The organism is Streptomyces mesophilus (assembly GCF_040300965.1).
Taxonomy (GTDB): domain Bacteria; phylum Actinomycetota; class Actinomycetes; order Streptomycetales; family Streptomycetaceae; genus Streptomyces; species Streptomyces mesophilus_A.
In genome coordinates this window covers 17,237-41,207 of sequence record NZ_JBEPEW010000071.1, presented here as the reverse complement: position 1 = coordinate 41,207, position 23,971 = coordinate 17,237, and the positions used below count along the sequence as shown (strand labels likewise).

The 23,971-nt window shown below is 70.4% G+C and carries 18 protein-coding genes and 1 pseudogene; 12 read left to right on the top strand and 7 right to left on the bottom strand.

The features are described from left to right. A pseudogene (locus tag ABT367_RS41470) lies at positions 1 to 223 on the bottom strand (hypothetical protein); the annotation flags it as partial. Positions 224 to 247: 24 nt separating this feature from the next. On the opposite strand from ABT367_RS41470, the gene ABT367_RS23775 reads away from it, so the two are divergent. The 7 genes from ABT367_RS23775 to ABT367_RS23745 all read left to right on the top strand — a co-directional run bounded on the left by ABT367_RS23775 (position 248) and on the right by ABT367_RS23745 (position 5,408). Then, positions 248 to 694, top strand: a complete 447-nt coding sequence (locus tag ABT367_RS23775; RefSeq protein ID WP_352255102.1) for a roadblock/LC7 domain-containing protein — start codon at positions 248 to 250, stop codon at positions 692 to 694. Further along, a complete protein-coding gene (locus ABT367_RS23770) occupies positions 691 to 1,047 on the top strand; it encodes a DUF742 domain-containing protein (protein WP_165337000.1) in 357 nt (118 codons plus the stop codon). The genes ABT367_RS23775 and ABT367_RS23770 overlap by 4 nt, the downstream gene beginning before the upstream one ends. Continuing rightward, the gene (locus ABT367_RS23765; RefSeq protein WP_352255101.1) at positions 1,025 to 1,672 is read left to right on the top strand and encodes a GTP-binding protein; all 648 of its coding nucleotides are present in this window, start codon (positions 1,025 to 1,027) and stop codon (positions 1,670 to 1,672) included. The genes ABT367_RS23770 and ABT367_RS23765 overlap by 23 nt, the downstream gene beginning before the upstream one ends. After that, positions 1,669 to 2,985 carry a cytochrome P450 gene (locus tag ABT367_RS23760; RefSeq protein ID WP_352255100.1) on the top strand — a complete coding sequence of 439 codons (1,317 nt, stop codon included), beginning with the start codon at positions 1,669 to 1,671 and terminating at the stop codon, positions 2,983 to 2,985. The genes ABT367_RS23765 and ABT367_RS23760 overlap by 4 nt, the downstream gene beginning before the upstream one ends. A 119-nt stretch (positions 2,986 to 3,104) precedes the next feature. Beyond that, positions 3,105 to 4,307 (top strand): cytochrome P450 family protein, encoded by a 1,203-nt coding sequence (locus ABT367_RS23755; RefSeq protein WP_352255104.1) that lies wholly within the window; start codon positions 3,105 to 3,107, stop codon positions 4,305 to 4,307. 183 nt (positions 4,308 to 4,490) lie between these two features. Next, complete coding sequence (locus tag ABT367_RS23750) at positions 4,491 to 4,868, top strand: hypothetical protein (RefSeq protein ID WP_352255099.1); 378 nt, start codon at positions 4,491 to 4,493, stop codon at positions 4,866 to 4,868. Positions 4,869 to 4,943: 75 nt separating this feature from the next. Continuing rightward, positions 4,944 to 5,408, top strand: a complete 465-nt coding sequence (locus tag ABT367_RS23745; protein ID WP_352255098.1) for a peroxiredoxin — start codon at positions 4,944 to 4,946, stop codon at positions 5,406 to 5,408. Between the two features lie 23 nt (positions 5,409 to 5,431). Here the strand turns inward: ABT367_RS23745 and ABT367_RS23740 are convergent, their stop codons facing one another. The 4 genes from ABT367_RS23740 to ABT367_RS23725 form a co-directional block, all read right to left on the bottom strand. Further along, positions 5,432 to 6,073 (bottom strand): PAS and ANTAR domain-containing protein, encoded by a 642-nt coding sequence (locus ABT367_RS23740; protein ID WP_352255097.1) that lies wholly within the window; start codon positions 6,071 to 6,073, stop codon positions 5,432 to 5,434. A 153-nt stretch (positions 6,074 to 6,226) separates the two neighbouring features. Next, positions 6,227 to 6,874 carry a GNAT family N-acetyltransferase gene (locus ABT367_RS23735; RefSeq protein ID WP_352255096.1) on the bottom strand — a complete coding sequence of 216 codons (648 nt, stop codon included), beginning with the start codon at positions 6,872 to 6,874 and terminating at the stop codon, positions 6,227 to 6,229. After that, the gene (locus ABT367_RS23730) at positions 6,871 to 8,058 is read right to left on the bottom strand and encodes a ThiF family adenylyltransferase (protein ID WP_352255095.1); all 1,188 of its coding nucleotides are present in this window, start codon (positions 8,056 to 8,058) and stop codon (positions 6,871 to 6,873) included. Before ABT367_RS23730 ends, ABT367_RS23735 begins: the two co-directional genes overlap by 4 nt. A 290-nt stretch (positions 8,059 to 8,348) precedes the next feature. Beyond that, on the bottom strand, positions 8,349 to 10,430 hold the full coding sequence (locus tag ABT367_RS23725; RefSeq protein ID WP_352255094.1) for an ATP-binding protein: 2,082 nt from the start codon (positions 10,428 to 10,430) through the stop codon (positions 8,349 to 8,351). Positions 10,431 to 10,749: 319 nt separating this feature from the next. On the opposite strand from ABT367_RS23725, the gene ABT367_RS23720 reads away from it, so the two are divergent. From ABT367_RS23720 to ABT367_RS23700, 5 genes are all read left to right on the top strand, one after another. Further along, on the top strand, positions 10,750 to 11,127 hold the full coding sequence (locus tag ABT367_RS23720) for a YrdB family protein (protein WP_352255103.1): 378 nt from the start codon (positions 10,750 to 10,752) through the stop codon (positions 11,125 to 11,127). A 394-nt stretch (positions 11,128 to 11,521) separates the two neighbouring features. Next, positions 11,522 to 13,486 carry an acyl-CoA dehydrogenase family protein gene (locus ABT367_RS23715; RefSeq protein WP_352255093.1) on the top strand — a complete coding sequence of 655 codons (1,965 nt, stop codon included), beginning with the start codon at positions 11,522 to 11,524 and terminating at the stop codon, positions 13,484 to 13,486. 214 nt (positions 13,487 to 13,700) lie between these two features. Next, positions 13,701 to 14,663: an LnmK family bifunctional acyltransferase/decarboxylase gene (locus ABT367_RS23710; RefSeq protein WP_352255092.1), complete on the top strand. Its 963-nt coding sequence runs from the start codon at positions 13,701 to 13,703 to the stop codon at positions 14,661 to 14,663. Between the two features lie 228 nt (positions 14,664 to 14,891). Next, a complete protein-coding gene (locus ABT367_RS23705) occupies positions 14,892 to 16,262 on the top strand; it encodes an acyltransferase domain-containing protein (RefSeq protein ID WP_352255091.1) in 1,371 nt (456 codons plus the stop codon). Further along, positions 16,259 to 21,913, top strand: coding sequence for an SDR family oxidoreductase (locus ABT367_RS23700; protein ID WP_352255090.1), 5,655 nt, complete (start codon positions 16,259 to 16,261; stop codon positions 21,911 to 21,913). Before ABT367_RS23705 ends, ABT367_RS23700 begins: the two co-directional genes overlap by 4 nt. Here the strand turns inward: ABT367_RS23700 and ABT367_RS23695 are convergent. Continuing rightward, positions 21,859 to 22,512 carry a 4'-phosphopantetheinyl transferase family protein gene (locus ABT367_RS23695; RefSeq protein ID WP_352255089.1) on the bottom strand — a complete coding sequence of 218 codons (654 nt, stop codon included), beginning with the start codon at positions 22,510 to 22,512 and terminating at the stop codon, positions 21,859 to 21,861. The two genes, ABT367_RS23700 and ABT367_RS23695, sit on opposite strands and share 55 nt — an antisense overlap. After that, on the bottom strand, positions 22,509 to 23,750 hold the full coding sequence (locus ABT367_RS23690; protein WP_352255088.1) for a hypothetical protein: 1,242 nt from the start codon (positions 23,748 to 23,750) through the stop codon (positions 22,509 to 22,511). The genes ABT367_RS23695 and ABT367_RS23690 overlap by 4 nt, the downstream gene beginning before the upstream one ends. Between the last annotated feature and the right edge of the window lie 221 nt (positions 23,751 to 23,971).

Below are 23,971 nucleotides of genomic sequence, written 5' to 3'. Positions count from 1 at the left end.
CCGGTTCGCCGGCCCGCCACGCGGCGCCGCCACCCGCCCCCGCCGCACCGGCCGAGCCGTGGACTCCGGAAGCCGCACGGGCCTCGATCGCCAGCGTGGTGTCCGGCACCCTGCGCGGCCGGGCCCCGGCCACCGCGTACGACGAGACCGGGGACAGCGGGCAGCACCCCGCGCACAGCCGTCCCGCCCCCACGGCGGACGAACAGCCCTTCCCCAGCACCATGGATACACCTGACGGAGGCCAGCCGTGACCGGCACCATCGCTCGACTTCCCGACCTGGGATGGATGCTGCACCCGCTGATCGCGATCCCCGGAGTGCGGCACGCGGTCGTGGTCTCCGAGGACGGGCTCCGACTCGGCCACGCGTCCGCCGAGGACCTGTCGGGACCGGTCGCCGCGCTCAGCGTCGGCGAGGCGGAGGCGCTGTCGGCCGCGAGCGCGGCGATGACCATGACCGGCCGTTCCACCGCCGGGCTGCTCTTCGGCGAGGGTGCCAGGATCCGGCAGATCATGGTCGAGTCCGACCTCGGGTTCGTCCTGTTCACGCACGCAGGGGCCGGCGCCCAGCTCGGCGTCGCCACCGACACGCAGGCCGACGTGGGCCTTGTCGCCCAGCAGATGCAGCTCCTCGTGGCGAAGATCGGTGCCCAGCTCAGCGCCCAGCCCCGGGAACAGGCCGCCCCCACGTCATGACGAACGGTCCTTGGGAACGAACCTCTCCCGTTCGCCCCTATGTGATCACCGGCGGGCGTGCCGAGTCCGAGGGCGGCCCACTGTCCTGGGAGTCCCTGGTCATGGCCACCGACGCGGCCTTCCCCGCCGCGCTGCAGCCGGAGCACCAGGCGATCCTCACGCACTGCCAGGGCCTGTTGTCGGTTGCCGAGGTGGCCGCCCACCTCGGACAGCCGCCCTCGGTCCTGCAGGTGCTGCTCGCCGATCTCCTGGAGTGGGGGCTGATCGTGACGCGCCCGCCCATCCCGCCGGCCGAACGTGCCGATGTGACCATGCTCAGAAAGGTTCTCAGTGGTCTCGAAAGCCGACTTTGAACCGTGGCCCGAGGCTCCCGCGCCCGCCGGCCCTCAGGCTTCCCCGGATTCCACCGGCAAGTACGTCGCGCAGAGCGTCACGGGCGCCGCGAAGATCCTCATCGTCGGCCCCCTCGGGGTCGGCAAGACCACCTTGATCGGCACGGTCTCGGAGATCAAGCCGTTGTTCACCGAGGCCGTGATGACCCAGGCCGGCGCCCGGGTCGACGCCCCGGCGCACGGTACGAAGGACACCACGACCGTGGCGCTGGACTTCGGCCGGATCACCGTCGCAGGCGATCTGGTGCTCTATCTGTTCGGCACACCCGGCCAGCACCGCTTCCTGCCCGCCTGGCGTGATCTGGCCAAAGGGGCCCTCGGCGCACTGGCCCTGATCGACCCGAGGGACGTCGCCGCGTCCTTCGACGCGCTCGGCCATCTCGAAGACCTCGGTCTGCCGTTCGCGGTCGCCGTGAACGTCTTCCCGGACAGCCCCCAGCACCACGACGCCGAACTGCGCAAGGCGCTCGACCTGCTGCCCGACACGCCCTTGGTGCTGTGCGACGCACGCGATCAGACCTCGTCCATCCAGGCCCTCATCGCGCTGATCCGCCACCTCATCCTTGCTGCCACGGAGACACCATGAGCACGCAGCCGCCCCCTTCCGCAGCGGACGGCTCCCGCTGCCCGGTCACCGGCGCCACCGCGAGCGGACCGACCGCGCTGTACGGACCCGATCTCGACGGCGACATGATGCCCGCCCTCTACGAGCAACTGCGGGCGACGTACGGGCCGGTCGCTCCGGTCGCCATCGCGCCGGGCATCGACGCCTGGCTGGTGCTCGGGCACCGTGAGCTGCTGCAACTGACGCGCGAGGAACAGGACTTCTCGCACGATCCGCGCCGCTGGACGCTGCTGCGCGAAGGACGGGTCCCCGCGGACTCGCCGCTGCTGCCCATGGTCGGCTGGCGCCCAGCGCTGCTGTTCACCGACGGCCAGCAGCACCGCCGGATGCGTACCGCGGTCGCCGACGCACTCGCCGGGATCAACGGGCACGAACTGCGCCGCAGCGTCCGCGACATGGCGGAGAACCTGATCGCCTCGTTCGCGGGACACGGCGAAGCCGACCTCGTCGCCCACTACGCGCGCCTGCTCCCGATGCAGGTGATCATCCAGCTGCTCGGTGTGGACCAGCACACCGGCCGCGCCCTGGTGGAGGCGATCGCCGGCACGGTCTCCGCCACCGCGCGCTCCGGCGACGCCAGCAAGCGCATGGCGCAGATCCTGCTCCAGCTGATCGACGAGAAGCGGCGCCACCCCGGCGACGACATCACCTCCGCCCTGCTGCACCACCCGGCCCAGCTCACCGACGAGGAAGTGCTGCACAACCTCGTGGTCATGTTCGTCGCCGGCAACCAGACCACGGTCAACTGGATCGCGACCTCGCTGCGCATCCTGCTGTGCGACCCCGCCTTCCGCTCCTCGCTCACCGGCGGACATCTGAGCGTCGACGACGCCCTCGACCTGGTCCTGTGGCGCTTCCCGCCCACCCAGAACTTCCCCGCCCGCTACGCCACCCGCGACATGACCTTCGGCGGACAGCCCGTACGCGCGGGCGACATGCTCATCCTCGGACTCGCCGCGGCCAACGCCGACCCGCAGATCCTGCCCGCCGACGGACAGCCCGTCGTGGGCAACCGCTCGCACCTCGCCTTCAGCGCGGGCCCGCACACCTGCCCCGCCCAGGACCCGGCCCGGCTCATCACCCGAACCGCCATCGACACGATCCGCCACCGGCTGCCCGACCTCGAACTGGCCGTCCCCGAGAGCGAACTCGAGTGGGTCAAGTCCCCGTGGAGCCGGGGCCTGGCCGGCCTTCCGGTCCGCTTCAGCACTCCTCATCCGCGTACGACACCGCCCCGGCACACGCCCGCGGCTCACAGCGGTCCCTCCCGATGAGCGGCGTCCCGCGTACCCCGTCCCACCTCCACCAACTGAGTATCAGGAGCCCCTCGTTGGATACTTCTCCGGCGCAGACAGAGCGCACGTCCCAGCCCTCGACCGCTGCCGCGCACCGCATGGACCCGGCCGGCGGCTGCCCGCACGCGGCCAACGCCCGGCTGCTCGCCCAGGGCGCGGTCGCCTCCGTGGTGCTGCCCGGTGAGGTGGAGGGCATGGCCGTCCTCGGGCACGACGCGCTCAAGGAGTTCCTGGCCCATCCCGATGTGGCCAAGAGTGCCGCGCACTTCGCCGCCCTGCAGGCCGGACAGATACCCGAGGGCTGGCCGCTCAAGACGTTCGCCACCGTGCAGGGGATGACCACCGCGGACGGCGCCGATCACAAGCGCCTTCGCTCGCTGATGAGCCGTGCCTTCACCCCGCGCCGTATCGAAGCGCTCCGCCCGCGTATCGAGAAGCTGACCTCGGATCTGCTCGACAACCTCGAGCGGGCGGCCGAGGCCGGCGACGGCGTGGCGGACCTGCGCACGCACTTCGCACTGCCCCTGCCGATGGGCGTGATCTGCGAACTCCTCGGCGTGGACGAGGAACACCACACCCGTCTGCACCACCTGTCGAACCAGATCGTCGCCACGGACATCAGCCCCGAGCAGTCCCTGGCGGCGAACCGGGAGATGATCGAGGTCCTCGGCCAGGTCGCCGCCGCCCGCGCCGAGAACCCCGGGGACGACCTCACCTCCGCCCTGATCGCCGCCCGCGACGACGACGGCGGCCGGCTCAGCCCTCCCGAACTCATCGGCACGCTCATGCTGATGATCATCGCCGGGCACGAGACCACTCTGAACCTGATCACCAATGCCGTACGTGCCTTGTGCATGCACCGCGACCAGCTGGACCTGATCACCTCCGGCCGGGCGAACTGGGCGGACGCGGTCGAGGAAACCCTGCGCTGGGACAGCCCGGTCAGCTACTTCCCGTTCCGCTACCCGACCCGCGACCTCACCTTCGACGGCACGGTCATCCCGCAGGGCACCCCGGTCCTCGCCGGATACTCCGCCGCGGGCCGCGACCCTGAGGCCTTCGGCCCCGACGCCGACCGGTTCGACGTGCACCGCGACCGCACCAACCGCCACCTCTCCCTCGGGCACGGCGCGCACTACTGCCTCGGCGCCCCGCTCGCCCGTATGGAGGCCACCACCGCCCTCGAGCAGCTCTTCACGCGCTTCCCCGATCTGGACCTCGCCGTCCAGGAGTCGGAATTGCCGCGCCACGCCTCCTTCGTCGGCAACAGTGTTCAGCGCCTTCCCGTCCGGCTGAGTTGAGCGGACCGGCCGGCGAATTCCAGCCGGTGGATGAGCGGCAGGCCCTGTCTGCCGCTCATCGTCCGCCCGTATCCGCGGACGCCGTTGGACGATGACTTGTTTCCGCTAATGTGCGATCCGGGCCTCCATGGAGTCCCTTCCCTCGCTGCTCGAGACAGATATTTGCGGGAAAGGTATGCATGGATGGTCACGGTCGAGGCTTTTCTGGACAGGGCGCTGGAGATCACCGGAGTCACCGGCGTCGCGGTCGTTGATTTCCAGCAGCGCAGAGTCCTTGGCTCAGCGGATCGCGACAGCGGTCTGGACATGGACAAGGTCGCCTACGGCGACAGCGATGTCATGCGCGCGAAGCTGTACACACTGGAGCTCCTCGGCTACCGGCCGGACAGCGTCGAGGACATCCTGATCACCCTCGAACGCGAGGTGCACATCATCCGCCCGCTGCTGCGTCTGCGCGAAGGCGGCATCTTCGTCTACCTCGTCGTGGACCGCGAACAGGCGCTGCCGCTCGAGGAACTCCGCAGCCGTATGCGGGAGTTGGAACCCCTCCTCGAGCTGTAGCGGTTCACGGCTCGCCGTCGGAAATTACCTTCGAGTAAGGTGACGGGATCATCGAAGGAGAGGCTTGTCACCGTCATGAAGACACGCATCGAAGTCGGCGACAAGGTGGACGACTTCACGCTCCCCGACGAAACGGGCACACCCCGCGCGCTCAGCGAGCTGCTCTCGCAGGGACCGGTGGTGCTGTTCTTCTATCCCGCGGCCCTCACACCCGGCTGCACGGCGGAAGCCTGCCACTTCCGCGATCTCGCCGCGGAGTTCGCGGCCGTCGGCGCACAGCCCGTGGGCATCAGTGCCGACCCCGTCGCGCGCCAGCAGGAGTTCACCGAGCGGCACGCGCTCGGTATGCCGCTGCTGTCCGATCCCGACGGCACCGTACGGGAGAAGTTCGGCGTCGCCCGCGGGTTCTCCCTCGTACCGACGAAACGCATCACCTTCGTGATCGGCACCGACCGCAGCGTCCTCGAGGTGATCCGCAGCGAGATCCGCATGGGCGTCCACGCGGACCGGGCCCTGACCGCCCTTCGCGCGCGGTCGTAGGGCCGAGCCCACCTCACTCCAGGTCACATGTCCTGGCCGGCTTTGTACAGCGCGCGGGTGATGCGCTTGTGGAGGCCGGCCTGCGGTTCGCCCGGCGTGTTCGGTGCGGCCTCGACGATGATCTCGGCCAGATCGCGCAGCTTGGTGTTGGTGTGCTGGGAGTGGCGGCGCAGCACCCGGAAGGCGAGATCGGCATCGATGCCGTACAGCGCCATGAGGATGCCGCGGGCCTGGTCGATGGTCGCCTGCGTGGCTCGCGCGCGCTCGATGTCGCGTTCGGCGGCCTCGGAGGCCTCCTTGGCGACCGGGGTGGTGACGTCGATGAAGAATCCGCGCAGGGTCACGACGACCCCCTCGTCGTCGAGGCGCCCGTCACCGACGACCACGACCTTGAGATCGCGGTCGGCGGCGTCGAGGATGCGGTGGTAGCAGGCGAACGGCTCGCCGGTTTCGCGTGCGGCGGCGAGTATGGCGTCGATTCGGTCGACGTCGTCCGGATGCTGGTGCTTGCGCAGGAGCCGGCTGCTCGGTGTGACGGCGTCGGGTTCATAACCGTGCAGCCGGTACATCTCGTCGGACCACCACCAGGTGTCCTCCGTGAGACGGTGGACGAACACCCCTGTCACTTCACCGGTGTTGTCCGAGGGCTCCGGGTTCAGCTCCACTGTGAACAACCTCCTGCGTCGCCGTGGTGCCAAGGTCGTACCGATGGATGCGGTGGCATCTTCGGACGGGTTTCCCCAAGGGTAGGCAGTCGATCACCACGCGGACATCCGTTCGGCCGGTTTCGGTACGGGGTACACCGTGCGGCCTTTGGATCAGCTGGTTGTAGCGGCGGGCCGGGTGGGGGCGACGGCGACCGGCATGCCGGCTCCACGGGGGGTGCTGTGGAGGATGGCCCGTTCGGCGGCGGTGGCCTGTTCGGCCCACTCGGGCGCCAGAGCCGCGTAGGTGGTGACGTCGTGCCAGTGCCCCTGGGTGTGGAACAGCTGGCGCAGCGTGGCCTCGGGGTGGAGGCCGGCGGCGAGCATGACGTCCTGCATACGGGTGTGATCGGCGCGGTGTCCGGCCCAGATGCGGTGCAGGCCCAACGGGCCGAAACCGTAGGCCATCAGCAGGCGGCCGGCTTCGTGGCCGTGGCCGCGGACGGGGGAGTCGGGCAGCAGCACCAGGCTGGTGAGCATGGCGTTGCGGCCGTACTCCTCGACGAGCAGGCCCATGGTGCCGACCATGGTGTCCTGGCCGGGCGGGCATACGGCCAGGGTGTGCCGGCGTCGGGGGTGGGTGTAGGGCTGGGCGAGATGCCGGGCGAAGGCGTCCTGGGCCTGGCGGGCGTCCATGCGGTCGATGCCGAGGTAGCGGGTGAGCAGCCGGTGGGTGTGGATGCGTTCGAAGGGCGCCAGGTCGGTGGCGCGCAGTTCGCGCAACCACAGGTGTTCGCCGTGCAGTTCGGGCAGGTGGTTCACCGGGCGGCTCCTGCCGTCGGAAGCCGGAGACCTGTGGAGTTGTCCCCGTCGCGGGGGGCGATGAGGGTTTCGAGGTCCACGTAGTAGCGGCCGGACGCGACGGGGTCGCCGAGCAGGATGCGGCGTGCGGTGTCGGTGACCAGGGCGCCGCCCAGCATGACGCCGCTGGCGAGCTGGGGCCAGCTGGAAAGGGTGTCGCCGATACGGTTGAGGGCGTCGGTCATGGCCGGGCTGAGGCGGCTCTCGTCGCAGATGCGCAGCAGGTAGGCGAGAGTGTCCGCGGCATCGAGTTCTCGTACGTCGCGGGCGCTCAGGTCCGCGCCGCGGCCGTGGAACAGCGGCCGCTCCGGCTCGAGGTCGAAGCGTTCCACGTCGAGCAGGCCCCGGTCGTTGGCGTCCATGAGGACCGGGACGCGGTGCCTGCGGGCGTGTTCGCGGGCGGCGGTCTTCACCCAGGGCGTGTCGCACTCCTCGACGAGCAGGTCGAGCGGGTGCTCCCGGTCGCCGAAGAAGGACTCGATGGTGTCCTCCGTGAGCCCGTCGTGCCAGAGCTCGATGTCGAGGTAGGGGTCGATCTCGTACATCTGCCGGGCGCACAACACGGTCTTGGGCAGGCCCAGATGGTGGACTCCGGCCCGCAGGCGGTTGAGGTTGCTCAGGGAGAGGGTGTCGAAGTCGGCGAGGCGAAACGATCCGCCGATGCCTTCCATGGCGCAGGTGAGTGCCGCGCTGTTCCCCACCGAGAGGCCGATCACGGCGATCCGCCGCTCGAGCAGGCTCTGCTGCTGGGCGGCCGTGATCTTGTCGCGGTTGCGGTCGGTGCGTACCCGGCGGAACTCGTTGCGCGGGAGCACGTGCACCAGCCGCCCGGACCACGGGTACCAGGCCCAGGTTCCGTAGCGGCTCGGTTCGACGCCGTCGGTCAGCTCCTGCACTGCGGCGTCGAGTTCAGGCCCTGCCAGGTGGTCACCGGGGCGCAAGCAGCGCGCCAGCTCGACGAGTTGCTCGTCGATACGGTCGTGCATCTCGCGTACGGCGCCGGAGGCGAGCAGGGCCTTGAGTGCGGAGCGGTCGTCGGCCTCGGCGGGCCGCCACAAGGCGGGCCGGACGGTGGCCTGGTGCCTGGGGTGTTCGGGCGCGGGGCAGGGCCCGTTCCCCGGAACGTCGGTAAACGAATCGATCACGAGGCGGAAGCTATCAGCGGCCGATCTTGGAAAGCCCATACGCGCGCGAGCGCAAACGGTCGAATTCATGCGCGGACTTTCACTACCTCGCGCCCCCTCGAATCCTCTTCAGCAAAGGGCCGTTGAGCCGGGGGAGTGGCGCGCGCGAAGAGTGATGTGCTTATCGTCTCGGCCCTGTTTTGCGAGTCTCCGGCCATGGGGACGGGCGATGCCCCTGGCATGCAGGGGGGCATCGCCCGGCATGCAGGGGGGCGTCGCCTGGCATGCAGGGGGCGCATCTGCCCGTCTGGCTAGAGCGGTTCGTCCCCGCCGGCCGCCCAGGCGAGCATGGCCGCGGGGTCGGCGTGAGCGGCTTGGCGGCGGTAGGTGTCGTAGGTGCCGGCGCCGACCAGCTGGCGTGCGGTGCTCTCGCCGGCCTCGCGCAGCGGCTGCACATCCGGTGCGCCGCGCTGGGGGTGGCCGACCGCGTCCCACAGCCGCTGCCCCGCGCCGGATGCCAGTGCCGCGGAGCGGCCGTCGCCGTCGGCGGAGAACGACGCGGCCAGCATGTCCAATCCCAGGGCGATCCCGAAGGTGTCGCCTATCTGCTGCTTGGAGTTGAGCATCGAGCGGGCGTGTTCCAGGGCAGCGTCGCTGTGCTGCTCCCGCAGCGCGATCACACACAGCTGGTAGTCGGTGTAGGACCGGATCCAGTGCTCGCCCATGGCCACGCACTGGGCTCGCAGCGTGCTCGCCGCGTCTCGGCTCTGATCGAGGAGGCCGATGCCGGTGAGCGCGAACAGGCGCAGCATTCTGCACATCATCGCCGCCTGCTCGGACGGTGCGGCGGGGCCGTCCTCCCCGTGTGCGTTCTGGAGGGCGTCGTCCAGGAGGTCCAGGGCCTGTCGGGCATTGCCCTGCAGCAGATCGCTCATGGCCTGCAGGTAGGCGGCGCGCAGCAGCCCGGACGCGTTGCGATCACTGTGGGCCAGCGCCAGGCACTGGCGGGCCAGGTGCGTTCCGGTGGCGTGATTGCCTTGCAGCAGATGAGTCAACCCCAGTGCCCAGATGGCCCGTTGCCGCATCTGCGCCTGCTGCCCGCTGTCTCCGGCCTGCAGGGCGCGGGCGAGATAGTGCTGGGCGGTGTGCGCGTGACCGCAGCAGGTCCAGTAGAAGCCGGTCAGGGTGGCAAGCTCGAGCGCCTCGTCGACGCGGTGGGCGAGGAGATGGTCGAGGGCCGCGCACAGATCGGGGTGGGCGTCCTTGATCGTGCGGTACCAGCCGGTCTGCTCGGCGCTCGTCCAGGTGGCGTCGGCCTCCCGCGCCAGCGTGAGGAAATGGGCTGCGTGGGTCGTGGCCATCGAGTCCAGTTCCCCGAGCTGCTCGAGCCACAACCGCCCGTACTCGCGCACCGTGTCGAGCAGCAGATAGCGCTCGCCGCGGCGGGTGACCACCGACTTGTCCGCCAGGCCCGCGAGCGCGACCTCGACGTCGCGCATGGACAGCGGGCCGCCGGCACACAGCGCCGCGGCCATCGTCCCGTCGAAATGCCCCAGCACGATCGACAGCCGGGCCCACAGCAGCCGTTCCTTGGGCGTGCACAGTTCGTGACTCCACCCCAGCGCGGTGCGCAGCACATCGTGCCGGCGCGGCGAGACGGGGTGCAGCTGATCTGTTTCCTCGCGGCTGAGATCGTTCCGGGGACGCTGCAGAAGCTCCTCGATACTGCTGTGGCGCAGCGCCCCTGCGGCCAGCTCCAGGGCCAGGGGCAGACCGTCGAGGTACGTGCACAGGTCGGTCACCCGGTTCAGTTCGCCGGGCTCGGGCAACACGCCCATCTGAGTCGCACGCTGAAGAAACAGCTCCGCGGCATCGGTCGCCACCGGCAGCGGCTCGACCGGCACGACGTACTCGCTGTCGAGGTGGAACACCTCCCGGCTGGTGGCCAGGATCGTCAGGTGCGGGCACTGATCGAGCAGTGTCTCGATCAGCCGGCGGCAGGCCGGCAGCACATGCTCACAGGAGTCGAGAACGATCAGCAGATCCCGCTGGCCGATCCACTGGCAGATGACGTCCAGCGGCATACGGGGCGTGTGGTCGGACAACCCGCACGCATCCGCGACCAGGGCCGCCATCATCCGCTCGTCGGGTAACTGCCAGAGATCGGCCCAGCTGCTCTCGCCGCCGCCGGCGGTCTGTTCGAGCTCCACCACCCGCCGGGCAAGTCGGCTCTTGCCGACCCCGGCCACACCGGTCAGCGTGATCAGCCGATGCACCTTCAATGCGCTCTGTAAATCGGCCAGTTCCCGATCGCGCCCGATGAACACGGCCACCCTCCCCGCCTGTACGACCAGGTTCGCCTGCCGCCGCGCGCCGTCCGCGTGCGACGCCACGCACCGTCCGCGTACGACGACGCCACGCACCGTCCGCGTACGACGAACCGCACAGCCGCGCGGCGGATGGCATGCCGCGGCACGAGGCCGAACCCCTTCCACAACCTTGCAGGCATCCTGGCAGCCCCGCACCCCTCGCGGAATAGCGAAGTCGCAAACCCAGGGGACTCTCGGCAGCAGAATCGTTCTTGGGTCCTCGGCCGTTGTGCGCTGTTCACGGTTGAGCAAGGATGCATCCGTCCGTTGCCCTGATCAGCAGTTCAAGGGAAGGCATTCGCATGCTTGTTGGCATACGCCTTGGCGTGGCCGGGTGATCAACATGCTGGCGCTGGCGAACAACGACGCCATGTACGCCGTCCGCTTCCTCCTCGAACTGCTCTCGCTGTTCTGCTTTGGAGTCTGGGCCTGGCGCAAGGTCCCCTCCCCCTGGCGGTGGCTTGCGGTGGTCGCGCTGCCCGTCGCCGTGGGCTGGGCATGGGGCACTTTCGCCGTGCCGGACGACCCGTCCCGCTCGGGCGAAAGCGACGTTCATACTCCGGGCCCCTTGCGCCTCCTCCTGGAGCTTGCCGTGTTCTTCGGCGCGGTGGCAGCGCTCTACCTGGCGGACCTGCGTCGCGCGGGCCGCTGGCTCCTCGCCGTCATGATCGCGTATCAGGTTCTGGCCTATGACCGCATCGGCTGGCTCCTGACCCACTGAGAGCCAGCCACATCAGGGCCTCCCTGCCGGACCGTGCACGTGGCTACTGTTCGGTCATGGACACCAAGGGGCGGGGCTGACGTTCACGGACGGCATGCGGCACTTGGTTCGCCGTCCCTACCTCGCCATACCTGCGGCGATCGCCGCGCCTGGCCTTGTCTGGACGCAGGACCACCTCCATATCGCACTCGCCGTGCCCGCAGGAATCCTGCTCACGGCGATCGCCACGGCGCCGCTCTTGATCAGCTTGGAGCGCCTCAAGAACCCCGATCGTCGGCCCCGCGGAGATCGACGCAGCCGGTGACGCGTGAGCACGCGTCACCGGCCCAAGCTGCCTTGCTCCAGGAGGCCCACACCACCGCTTGATCACTTCCCGTTCGGGTACCAGTGCTCCATGGTCACCAATGCCACCGCGCCCTCCGACGGATATGTACAGCCCGAAGTCGACATCCCGGCACTGACCGAAGTGCTCGACGGGGAGTACGCCGAGATCCGTGCCCTCGTCCGTGCCAACCTCGTCACGTACGCCTCCGTGCTCGAGGAGGCCGAGAGTCTTGGGTTCGACGAGTTCCGTGAGCGCGTGCGCGAGCTGGTGGTCACCATGGCGGCGACCGGGCAGACGGGGATGGGCTTTCCCGAGGAGTACGGCGGCGGGGGCGACGTCGGTGCTTCGATCGCGGCGTTCGAGACGCTCGCGTTCGGTGATCTGTCCGTCCTGGTGAAGGTCGGGGTGCAGTTCGGTCTCTTCGGGGGCGCGCTCCTGCAGCTGGGCACCGAGCGCCACCACAAGGCGTATCTGCCGGATGTGATCTCCGGGAAGCTCATGGGCTGCTTCGCGATGACGGAGACCGGACACGGCTCCAACGTCCAGGCGCTGGGCACGGTCGCCACGTACGACGCCGAGAGCCAGGAGTTCGTCATCACCACCCCTGATGACCAGGCGCGCAAGGACTACATCGGCAACGCCGCCCGGCATGCCCGACTGGCGGTCGTCTTCGCCCAGTTGGAGCTGGACGGCGGCCGGTCCGAGGGTGTGCACGCGTTCGTCGTCCCGATCCGGGTCGACGGCGAGGTGGCGCCCGGCGTCCGCATCGAGGACGACGGACGCAAGATGGGTCTCAACGGCGTGGACAACGGGCGGATCTGGTTCGACGGGGTGCGCGTACCGCGCGAGGCACTGCTCAACCGCTTCGCCGACGTCAGCCCCGAGGGCACCTACACCAGCTCGATCGAAAGCCCCAACCGGCGCTTCTTCACCATGCTCGGCACCCTCGTCCAAGGCAGGGTCAGCGTCGGCGGCGGCGCGGTCAACGCGAGCAAGGTCGCGCTGGCGATCGCCACGAAGTACGCGGTACGCAGGCGCCAGTTCGAGGCGGACGCGAAGGCGGGGGAGCAACTGCTCCTCGACTACGGGATGCACCAGCGCCGACTGCTCCCGCTCCTCGCGCACACGTACGCGCTGCACTTCGCGCAGGACGTCGTCCGCACCCAGCTGCACGAGGTCTTCTCCGGCATCAAGGACGACGAGCAGGCGCGGCGGGAGCTGGAGTCGCGGGCCGCCGGCACCAAGGCGCTCGCCACCTGGCACGCCACGCGCACCATCCAGGAGTGCCGTGAGGCGTGCGGCGGCGCCGGCTACCTCGCCGTCAACCGGTTCGCCGCCCTCAAGGCCGACAGCGACATCTTCACCACCTTCGAGGGCGACAACCATGTGCTGCTGCAGCTCGTCGCGAAGGGCCTGCTCACGCATTACGCGAGCGAGTTCGAGGACATGGACCAGCTGGGCATGGTCCGGTTCGTCACGGGTCTCGCCGTCGAGACGGTCATCGAGAAGACCTCGGCCCACAAACTCCTCGAGCGGGTGCGCGATCTGTTGCCGGGCGGCGACGACTGGGACCAGGAGGCGGGCCTGCTCGACACCCGCTACCAGCTCGCCATGCTCCGCTACCGCGAGGAGCACATGCTCGCCGGTGTCGCCCGGCGGCTCAAGCGCGGTGTCGAGGACCAGAAGACGCACCCGGGCACGGTGTTCTCCCGGGTCCAGGACCACGTCATCGCCGTGGCCCGCGCCCATATGGAACGCCTGGTGCTCGAGGCGTTCGCCGACAAGCTGCGCGCGATGCCCGACAGCGACAACAAAGTGGCGCTGGGACTGCTGTGCGACCTGTTCGCCCTGACCACGATCGAAGCGGACCGGGCCTGGTTCATGGAGCACGGACGGTTGACCGTCCAGCGCTCCAAGGCCATCAGCCGCGAGGTGAACGACCTCTGCCGCAAGGTCCGGCCGATCGCCGAGGACCTCGTCGACGCCTGGGGTATCCCGCCGGAGATGCTCCGCGCGCCCGACCTGATCGGATAGCTGCGATATGGATCGAGGGCGGCACCCTAGTGGTGCCGCCCTCGCGTCGTCTTTTCTCCCCTCGGCTCACGGGGCGGCTTCCGTGGTTCAGCGCGAATTCACGATTCCGTGGCCGACAGCGCATGGGTGACGGGTGCATTGAGGCGCAACAGGTTCAACAATGCGAAATCCGCAGGCAGTTGAAGGAGAAACGCTTCTGGGTTTCTCTTGATGTATGCCCTACGCCACTCATGCACGCCGCATCGCTCCGGGCACGGTGCGGCGTGCCGAAACCGTCCAGCCCGGGATGAGCGGACCCAACGCGTTGTTCGTCGGTCGGGTCGGCGACTGGACGTGGGAGACCGTGAGCGAGGTCTGCGACGTCGACGCCTTCCGTGCCCGGGATGCCCACGGGCGGCCCTCCTATCTGGCATTCACGTATTACCGGGTGATGGCCTCGGCCGGCACGCACCCCGGAATGCTGCAATTCGGCGACAGGCTCGACGTGGTGTCGCAGGTGTTCGGGGCCGGAGGGCAGTCCGTGCTCACCGTGCATCGCATTCACCCGGTTTCCCAGGGAACAAGGCCTCTGGGTGACGGGCCGCTCGACCCCGAGGAGATTTACGAGCGGCGCAGAGCGGACTGTATTTACGTGGAGAATTTCAACAGCTGGATTTCCCGGGGGAGTTCCGGCACGAACACGGAGCTCGTGCGCTCGTGTCCGCCGGGCTTCACCTTCCGGCATCTCCCCACCCTGTCCGCCCGTCACTCGCCGCGTGCCGCCCTGCGCGCCGCACGCCGTCTGCGTCGTGTCGGCGACCCCGCTGCCGAGGGTCGTGTCCCGATCAGCCCGCCCCTGACCCATCTGCAGCCGGTCGATCTGACCCGCGACGTCAACGGCGCCGGGCTGCTGTACTTCGCGTCCTATTTCTCCGTCGCCGATGCCGCCGTGCTGGGACTCTGGCGCCATCTGGGGCGCGGAGACCGGCAGTTCCTCCAGCGCGCCGTCACCGACGTCCGGATGTGCTTCGTCGCCAACACCGAGCCCGAGACCGTGCTCCGTACTCATCTGCAGGCGTGGAGCCCCGCAGGCACCTGCCGTGACGAAGTCGCCGACATCGTGATCGAGGACGCCCGCGACTCCCGGTTGCTCGCCGTCTGCTCACTGCGCCTGGCCGCCCCGCCGCGCGCTTTCTGAGGCGCACGGAACGCCTGCACGCTGCCTGCGGCGCGCCACCGCCTGCGCACTGCCTGATGCGCGCTACGCGCCTGCGCACTGCCCGAGGCCCGCGGCACGCCCACGCACTGCATGCCCCGCTATCGCGCGCTCCCGCACGGCCTGACCTCCGGCGGCATGACCTTCGCGGCCCGCCCGCGACCCCAACGGCAATGCCCGTATGGCCACTTCACGAAAGCTGAGGACTCCATGTCATCGAAGACACCCGGCACCAAGACCGCCGTGATGTTCCCCGGACAGGGCGCCTATCTACCCGGCTCCCTGACGGACGTCCACCAGGACGACCGTGCCGCGCAGCTGGTGGGGGAGGTGCTCGAGGCGGTCGACAAGGCGGCTGCGGCCGCAGGCACCGCTGCGGTGTCTCCGCTGCTCACCGAGCGCTCCGCACCCGCCGTCGACACCCTCGTCAAGGACGATCCCGAGCGACTCCATCTCGCCATCTACGCTGCCTCCCTGGCCTCGTACAAGGTGCTGACCGGTCCGCTCGGCCTGGAGCCGGACGTGCTGTTCGGGCACAGCGTCGGCGAACTGACCGCACTGGTGGCCGGCGGTGCCCTGTCGATCGCCGATGGGGCGCGGCTCCTCGCGGCCCGTGACGCGGCGTTCCGTGCCGCGCCTCCGGTGGCGGGCGGGATGTTCGCGGTGCCGCTGGGCGCAGGGCGGCTCGCCCGGCTGGTCGAGGGCTGCGGACTGGCCCGTACGCGCATCGCCGCCGACAACGCGCCCCGCCAGGCTGTCGTCTCCGGACCCGACGACGAGCTCGATGCTCTCGCCCGCGTCCTCGATGCCCTGGGGCTGCGGCACTTCCGTCTGCGCTCGGCCCATCCTTTCCACAGCCCGCTGCTCGCCCCGGTCGTGGCGGAGTTCAGGCCTGCCGTGGCGGAGGTGGAGGTGTCGGTGCCGCAGCTGCCCGTGTACTCGCCCACCTGCGGCGGCTACTACCGCGACATCGACGAGATCCGGGACGCGGTGGTCCATCATCTCGTCCAGCCCGTCGACTTCCGGCAGACCGTGACCACGCTGTACGGCGACGGGATCGACCGCTTCGTGGAGACGGGCCCCAAGTCGATCCTTGCCGACCTCGTCACGCAGTGCCTGCCGGATGTGCTGAGCGTCGCGCCGCTGCGGGCGCGCGTCGGATTCGCGGGCCTGCGGGCCGCGTTGGAGGGGGACACCTCCGCACCGGTCCTCTCGGCCGTGGCCGACGCCGTCGGCGACGTAGCGGTGGAAGACGAGCCGGAGTCGCCTGCGACCAAGGCGGCGGAGGAGACCGCGAAGCCGAAGCCGAAGACGGGCGGCCTGCCGGATCGGGCCACCCTCATCGAGGAACTACGCGCCCTGTACGCGGAGGAGTTGGAGTACCCCCTGGACGTCATGGAACCTGACGCGGACCTTGAGGCCGACCTCGCGGTCGACTCCGTCAAGCAGATCGAGCTGTTCGCGCGCGCCCTCGACCGCTACGGGCTCCCGCAGCCCGAGGCCGCGCTCCGCGTGACCACGTATACGACGCTGGAACGGGTGGCCGGGCTGCTCGGCGACATCGAGGGCGGGCTGCGGTGACCGCGGTGCCCGGGCCGTTCGCCGGCCGTACCGTCCTGGTCACAGGAGGGGCGCGCGGCGTCGGCCGGTACATCACGGAGGAGTTCGCGCGGCGTGGCGCGCATGTCATCGTCAACTGCTTCCACAGTGAACGTGCCGCGCATGATCTGGTCGCTGACCTGGCCGGTCGCGGCCTGTCCGCCGAAGTGATCAAGGCGTCCGCCGCCAAGGCGGACCATGTGGCGCGCATGATGGCCCAGGTGGAACGTGCGCACGGCGGGCTCGACGTCCTGGTGAACAACGCGGCGCGCGGTGCGTTCGTCCCGCTCGCCGAGTTGGAGGAGGAGGACTGGCAGCGCGCGATCGACCTCAACCTCCATGCCGTACGGCACTGTTCACTCGCCGCGCTGCCGCTGCTTGCCCGCCGTCCCGGCAGCAGCGTGGTCAACGTCTCGAGCCACGGCTCGCGGCACGTCGTCCCGCACTACGGCCTGGTCGGCGCGACCAAAGCGGCCATGGAGAGCCTGAGCAGGTATCTCGCGGTGGAGTTCGCGCCCCGCGGGGTGCGCGTGAACGTCGCCGGGTGCCAGGTGATGGACAACCGCGTGGGCGATATGTTCCCGCACTCCGACCGGATGAAGCAGGCCACCCTCGACGCGACCCCGTGGGGCCGCCTGCCCACCGAGACGGACCTCGCCCGCGCCGTAGTGCTCCTGGCGAGCCCCGAGGCGGGCTTCGTCACCGGCCAGACACTGCTCGCCGACGGTGGCCTCGCCTGCGGGGCGGCACTCCATGCGCCGCCCGCACGCGCACCTCAGGCCATCGACGATCCTGCCGAGGTACCTGCCGTACGGAGCGAGAAGAAAGCGGAGCCCGAGCCCGCTAGCACCACCCGGGAACTCGCCGCGTCCGGACCGGACTCCGCGTCCGGACCGGACTCCGCGCCCGGACAGGTCTCCGCGTCCCTACAGGACTCCGCGCCCCGACAGGACTCCGCACCCGCCATCGCCGTGGTCGGAACCGGCCTGCTCCTGCCCGAGGCCGACTCGCCCGACGCCTTCTGGGAGGTGCTCCGGCGTGGCGAGCCCGTCTTCGCGGGCCAGGAGCGGCGCTATCCGATGGAGCACTTCCACTCCACGGATCCCACGGCCGACGATGCCACGTACACCTCGTTGGCCGGGATGATCGACCGGCCGCGACTGCATCCACGGGCCGCCGAGATCGAGGGGGCCACCGAGGTCGAGCGGTGGCTTCGGCATACCGTGCTGCAGGCGCTCCACGGACGGTCCGTCCAGGAGCGCCGAGTGGGCCTGTACTTCGCCGGCTGGCCCGACGGAACCCGAGAGCTGGAGGAAGGAGCGCTGCGCCGGCTCCTGGAGAAGGAAGCCGAGTCGGCGGGGATCGACCCGCACGAGCTGCGCACCGCGTTCGCCCGCATGCTGCCCAACGCCGAGCAGCCGCAGCGGTTTCTGCCCGACCGGCTGTTGCGCCGAGCACTCACCGGACTCGTACCGGCAGAGGCCGACTGTGTGACCGTCGACGCGGCATGCTCGTCCGGGCTCTACGCGATCGACCTGGCCGCCCGTGCTCTGCGCGCGGGGGAGAGCGACATCGCCCTGGCCACCGGGCTCTCCCTGTGCACCGTCCGGTATCTGATCCTGTTCTCCAAGGTCACCGGGCTGAGCCGCAGCGGTGATGTCCGGGCCTTCGACGAGAAGGCCGACGGGACCCTGTTTTCCGATGCCGTCGCCACCGTCGCGCTCAAACGCCTGGATGATGCCGAACGGGACGGCGACCGCGTGCTCGCCGTGCTCGACGGCTTCGGTGCCTCGTCCGACGGCAAAGGCAAGGGGATCTACGCGCCCAACCCGCGCGGCCAGCGTCTTGCCCTGTCCCGCGCCTACCGGGACGGCGGCGACGCGGTGTCCTGGGTGGTGGGTCACGCCACCGGGACGCCGGCCGGGGACCGGGCCGAACTCGACGCCCTTTCCGCCGAGGTGGGAGGTGATGATGGCGACGTGGTGGCCTGCACGGGGAACAAGTCGGTGTTCGGACACGGCGGCTGGACCAGCGGGCTGGTCTCCGTGGTGCACGCCGTGCTCGGCCTGCACCATGCGGTGGTGCCGGCCCAGGCCCGTTACGCCACACCGGGCGCCGACGGGCTGCCGGCGGGAGTCGATGTGCCGCAGGAGGAGCGGCCGTTGCCGCCGGCGCGAAGGGTCGGAGTCTCCGCGTTCGGCTTCGGCGGGATCAACGCCCATCAAGTGCTCACCGCCCCGACAGCCCGTCCGTCCCGCCGTCCCCTCCGCCCGCACCTTGTCGCCGATCCGTTGGTGCTGGTCGGCTGGAGCGCGCTGGTCCCGGGCGCGGCCGACTCGGCGGCCGCGCTGGACGCCGTCGTCGCCGGGCATCCCCGCAGCTTCGGGGAGGTCTACCCCGCGCCGGACTTCTCCGCCGTACGGATGCCACCGCGCAGTGCGCGTGCGGTGGACCGCACCCAGCTGATGGCGCTGCAACTGGTGGACCGTCTCGCCTCCGAGCACGGACGTCTGTGGCAGCCGGTCGCCTCGTCGACTTGTGTCATCGCCGCGCACGCCGGTCCCACCCGGCTGTCCCAGGAGTTGTCCGTACGCTGTTTCGCGAGTGCCCTGGACAGTGCCTTCACGGACGCCACGCCCCGAGCCGCGCGCTGGTGGCACGAGCACCGGACCCGGCTCATGTCACGCGTCGCGAAGGTCAGCGAGGACTCACTGCCCGGGCTGCTGCCCAATGTCATCGCAGGCCGCATCGCCAATCAGCACGACCTGCACGGGCCGGCTTTCGCCACCGACCGGGGACGGGCCTCCGGACGCGGCGCGGTCGACGTCGCCGGGCGCTACCTGCGGGACGGCGACTGCGAGTTGGCCCTGGTGCTCGGCACCCACGGCAATACGCTGCCCGGCTCCGGTGCGCTGTTCGACCAGCCGGACGAACGCATGGCCGAAGGCGGCTTCCTGCTCGCCGTCACCACGGCGGACCGGGCCCGGGAGCACGGCTGGCCGGTACTCGCCCCACTCCCGGACGCACCGCGGCGGAGCCTCGGGAACGAGACCCTGTGCTACGGGGGAGCCGACGACCTGGCCGCGCTGCTGCGCGGGGTGCTGCGGCCCGACGATGCGGCGGAGGAGAAGGCGCAGTCCGTGGGCACCTCACCCGCCGCCTCCGATGCGCGCACGGGTCCGGACCTCCTGCGGTTCGAGCTGACGGCCGAACCCGTCGACACCACCACCGAGCCGAACGGCGCCGAAGTGCCCGCGCTGCCGGCCGGCTGCCTGGTCATCGTGGACGACGCCGACGTGGCAGAGGCGCTCGGACCGTCGGTGCGTGACGCGGGCGCGACCCTCGCCGTGACCGACGAACGAGCCCCGGACGAGCTGCGCCTGGACGTCGGCGTGGAGTCCGTCGCCGCGCTGGTGGAGCGTGCCGGGCACCCCTCTCATGTACGGGTCTTCGCCACACCGGCACGTACCGCCTGGCCCGGGCGGCCCGCGCCGGCTCTGATCGCAGCGCAGGAGGCCACGTTCCTCGTCCTGCAGCAGCTCGCGAAGAAGGTGGAACACGGTGGTTCCGCCGTCGTCTGTCTGCTCGATGCACAGCACCACGGAGTCGCGCATCCCCACGGCGCGCTGTTCACCGGCATGGTCAAGAGCGTCCTGTGGGATCTGCCCACAGCCTGGCTGCATGTCCTGACCACCGATGCCGAACCCGTCGACGCCCTCGACCAGATCGGCGAGGCGGCGCGGCACCGCCCCCAGATCCCGGTCAGTTTCGTACGCCACGGCATTCGGCATACGGAGACCCTGCGCCCGGGACCGAAGGCCGTGCCCGGCTCCGAACCGCTCGACGAGAACAGCACCGTCGTCGCGGTCGGCGGTGCGCGCGGCATCACGGCCAGCATCCTCGATCGCCTGGCATCGCGGCACCGCTGCCACATCTGGCTGCTCGGCTCCAGTGACCTCGACGCCCTCACTCCCGCGATGCGCAGCGAGTCGGACGAGGAGTTCGCGAGCAGGCGGCGCGGCTTCATCGCCGAACAGCTGCGCTCCGTGCGAAAGGTGACGCCCCGCGAAGCCGTGCGGCGCTTCGACCGGCTCGCCTCCGCACGGGAGGCGGCACGCACCGTCGACCGGCTCAAGGCCGTGTGCGGGGCTGACGCCGTGCACTACGTACGCACCGACATCACCGATCCGGCGCAAGTGCGGGCCGCGGCCCGGCGTATCGCCCGGGCGGACAAGGAGATCGATCTGCTGGTCAACGCGGCCGGACTGCACGAGGCGGGTGACTTCACCACCAAGCCGCTGGACGTGTTCCGCCGTATCCGCGATGTGAAGCTGCTCGGCTACCACGCCCTGCGGGAGGCCTTCGACGACGTCCCTGTGCGGCGCTGGTGCAACTTCGGTTCCATCACCGGAGTGCTCGGGCTGCCAGGTGAGATCGACTACGCGGCGGCCAACGACCTGCTCGGATCGGCGGCCAGGGCAGGCCGGCATGACGCGGAACGCGAGGAGTTCACCGTGGCCTGGACGATGTGGGCCGAGAGCGGGATGGCCACCCGGGCGCTGGTCGGCGATGCCGTCAAACGCCGCGGCCATCTGTCGCCCGTGACCGACGGCCAAGGTGCGGAGCACTTCCGGCAGGTGCTGAGCCGACCCGGACCATGCCCGCCGGGCGTCGTCCAGCTCGGCGCCGCGGAGCGCTCGTTCATGGCCACGCTCATGCCGCAGCTCGCTTCGGCGCCGCTCCCCGACGATCCGCCCGGCGCCTATCTGGGGATCCCGGCCTGGCGCGGAGTGGGCGCGGTCGAATGGGAGCTCGCCTTCGACGACCATCAGGCCCGCCTGGTCGCCGAGCATCCGGTCACCGGCCTGCCCACTCTGCCCGGCACCCTCGTCCTTGCCCTGCTCGCCGAGGCGGCGGGACGTCTCGTCCCGGGCGCCAGGCCCGACGTCCTCCGCGAAGTCCGCTACCACCGGTTCGTGCGCGTGCGGCCCGACGGCCCGGTACGGCACCGGGTGCGCGCCGAACTCACCGGCCCGGCCACCGTCTTGGTGACCATCACATCGACGACCACGGCACCGGACGGGCGCGTGCTGCGCCGCGACGCACTGCACACCCGGGCGTACGTGGATCTGGACAGCGGCCCGGAGCCGGCCGAGCCCCCGGCGGCGGCCGGCGGCGAGCCCGCCCACGATCCGTACTACGAACCCGGTAGCCCGATCCCGCTGCGTGGCTCCTTCATCAACACCACCGACCACCGCTCGAGCCCCGGTGGCGGACGCAGTCTGTGGCTGCCGCGGTCGGCGCCGGACGCACGGTTCTACGGCCGGATGGTCCTGCCCGCCCTGCTCATCGACGCCCTGGCCCGCACCCATATGCTCCGCCCCGCAGGCACCCCTGACGTGGCGATCAGCGCGCCGGTCGGTCTGGACCGGCTGGAGGTCTACCAGCACGGCAACGATCTCGATATGCACCGCGCACACCCCGACGGCGTGCGTCTGGTGGAAGATCGGGCCACCGGCCGCTATCACGCGCTGAGCCGGGACGGAGAGCCCATCCTGTCGTTCGAGGGCATGCGCATCTACAGCGTCGGTGCCGTGGATGTGCAGACGACCGATCCGCAGAGCGCGGGCTGACCGGGGAACCGGCCGGACAACGGAAGTTCATGGACGGCGTACCGCGTTCCGTCGGCGACAAGGGCGCGGACGCCGTCCACCGCCCGAGCCCGTTGCAGGGCGTCGAGGAGCGTCACATTCGCCGCTTTCGCGTATGCCTCCTTGGCCGTCCACAATCGTGTCAGGGCCCGCGCGTCCCACTCGGCGATCTCCCCGTCGGGCATGAGCAGCGAGGCGATCGCGTGAACTCGGCGGGTCTCGAACACCGCCTCCACATCGATTCCGCACAGCACCCCGCGGGCCAGCGCCAGTGCGGCCACGGCGCCGCACGAGCTGAGCGAAAGGCTCCAACCGTCGAGGAGCGGGCGCCCGTTCGCACCGGTGTGCAGCGGCACGCTGCGGGGAGAGACGCCGAGCAGGTCGCCGAGCACCTGACGTACCGCCGTGCGGCGTTCCACGAAAGCGATGCGATGCTCGCGCCGGACATAGCGGGCGGCCCGTGCCCGTTCCCGCGGGTCGAGCGACTCGGGCCGCCCCTCGTCCACCGATCCCGTGCCGACCCCGGCGAACACCACGATCCGCCGTTCCCGCGGCCCGCCGCTGTCCCACAGCAAGGTCATTTCCATGACGTGCCCGCGGGCGACGGCGAGGCTTCGGCCGCGTACTGCAGCAACCCGCGTACGGCGCGGTGTCCCGTGTGCGGCGAGAGCGCGCGCAGCAGGGCGCGCGTGGTGTCGCCGACCGCGTGGGAGCGCAGTCCCTGCCGTGTGTCGACGAAGGCACGGCCCGCGGCACAGGCTTCTTCCACCTGTCCGGAAAGGAACAGCAGCTGAGCGCGCCGCCCCTGGGTCAGGGCCAGGGAGCGCCGGTCGTGCGGGGCTCGCACGTCCACCGAGCGCCGCAGGGCTCGGATGGAAGGCGCGAGCCGGCCCAAGTGGCGGTGCGCCTCGGCACGCTGGAACACGACCGCACTCATCGGATAGGAGCGAAAAGGGCGCCCGTCGTCCTCGCAGTCGGCAGCCAGCAGCGACTCCGCCTGGTCGAGCGCTCGGAACGCGGCTTGCTCCTCGTGCAACGCGGCCCGCGCCACGGCGAGTTGCGACAACGCGTACGCACGCACCGCCGCCGGGGCGCGGCCGGCCGCCGCGTCCACGGCGGAAAGGGCACTTTGCAGCGCTGTTCCGTGATGCCCGAGTGTGAGGGCCTGGGCGGAGAGGGCGCGCAGTCCGATCGCCCAGGACACGTGGTCACCGGCCTCGTTCGCCAGCTCCATCGATGTGGTGAAGCCGTGCTGCGCACGGCCGTGCGCCCCCATGTCGGCATGCATCAGCGAGAAGACGAACAGCAGATGGCTGCCCACCTCGCGCAGTGCACGTTGTACGTCGGGTGCCGCGGGCGCCCGCAGCCACACCGCGAGGGTGTGGGCGAGGTAGTCGGCGAGGGCGCTGCGCGTAAAGCTGCCGCCGTGGGTCTGCATCGCGCGCACGAAATGCCGCACCGCGTCGCTCAGGAGCGCGACCTCCGCCGATCCGATCCGGCGGGGAGCCCCGCGCCGTTCCGCCGTCGCTGAACGGGCTGCGAGCTCCCGCCATTTGGGCAGTTGCTCCATGTCCCGGTAGGGCACGGCATCCGACTCCGACAGCACCACGGTCCACGACCCCGCGTATCGCGCAGGCTGTGCCGGCAGGTGTGCGAAGCCGAGCGCGTCCGCCGTCACCGTCCGGCCCAGGCGTCGGGTGAAAGCCTCGGCCACCAGCTCCGGCACAGGTCCCTTCGGCTGGGAACCGGCGAGCCAGTGCGCGACCGAGGTCCGGTCGTAGCCGTAGCGCAGACCGACCTCGGAACCCGCGGCGTTCACGGCCCGCGCACAGGCTTCCTGAGTCCACCCGGCTTCGTTCAGCAACTCACGTAAGCGATGATTGGACGCACGGCGCCGAACCATTTCTGTCTCCCGTCTGCGGACATGTCGGCCGGACGGGCCGAGTATGCCCTGGGCAAGATCGCCCAACCGAGAGCTCCGAGTCGATAACGGGTTCGAGATCGTTCAACACGTTCAACGCCATGGACCGGATTTCGGCT

What these genes read in the sequence shown, in the direction of transcription:
- ABT367_RS23760 (WP_352255100.1), top strand. Translation starts at nt 1,669, where the DNA reads ATGAGCACGCAGCCGCCCCCTTCCGCAGCGGACGGCTCCCGCTGCCCG.
- ABT367_RS23750 (WP_352255099.1), top strand. Translation starts at nt 4,491, where the DNA reads ATGGTCACGGTCGAGGCTTTTCTGGACAGGGCGCTGGAGATCACCGGA.
- ABT367_RS23705 (WP_352255091.1), top strand. Translation starts at nt 14,892, where the DNA reads ATGTCATCGAAGACACCCGGCACCAAGACCGCCGTGATGTTCCCCGGA.
- ABT367_RS23770 (WP_165337000.1), top strand. Translation starts at nt 691, where the DNA reads ATGACGAACGGTCCTTGGGAACGAACCTCTCCCGTTCGCCCCTATGTG.
- ABT367_RS23710 (WP_352255092.1), top strand. Translation starts at nt 13,701, where the DNA reads ATGCCCTACGCCACTCATGCACGCCGCATCGCTCCGGGCACGGTGCGG.
- ABT367_RS23715 (WP_352255093.1), top strand. Translation starts at nt 11,522, where the DNA reads ATGGTCACCAATGCCACCGCGCCCTCCGACGGATATGTACAGCCCGAA.
- ABT367_RS23755 (WP_352255104.1), top strand. Translation starts at nt 3,105, where the DNA reads ATGGACCCGGCCGGCGGCTGCCCGCACGCGGCCAACGCCCGGCTGCTC.
- ABT367_RS23695 (WP_352255089.1), bottom strand. Translation starts at nt 22,512, where the DNA reads ATGACCTTGCTGTGGGACAGCGGCGGGCCGCGGGAACGGCGGATCGTG.
- ABT367_RS23720 (WP_352255103.1), top strand. Translation starts at nt 10,750, where the DNA reads ATGCTGGCGCTGGCGAACAACGACGCCATGTACGCCGTCCGCTTCCTC.
- ABT367_RS23745 (WP_352255098.1), top strand. Translation starts at nt 4,944, where the DNA reads ATGAAGACACGCATCGAAGTCGGCGACAAGGTGGACGACTTCACGCTC.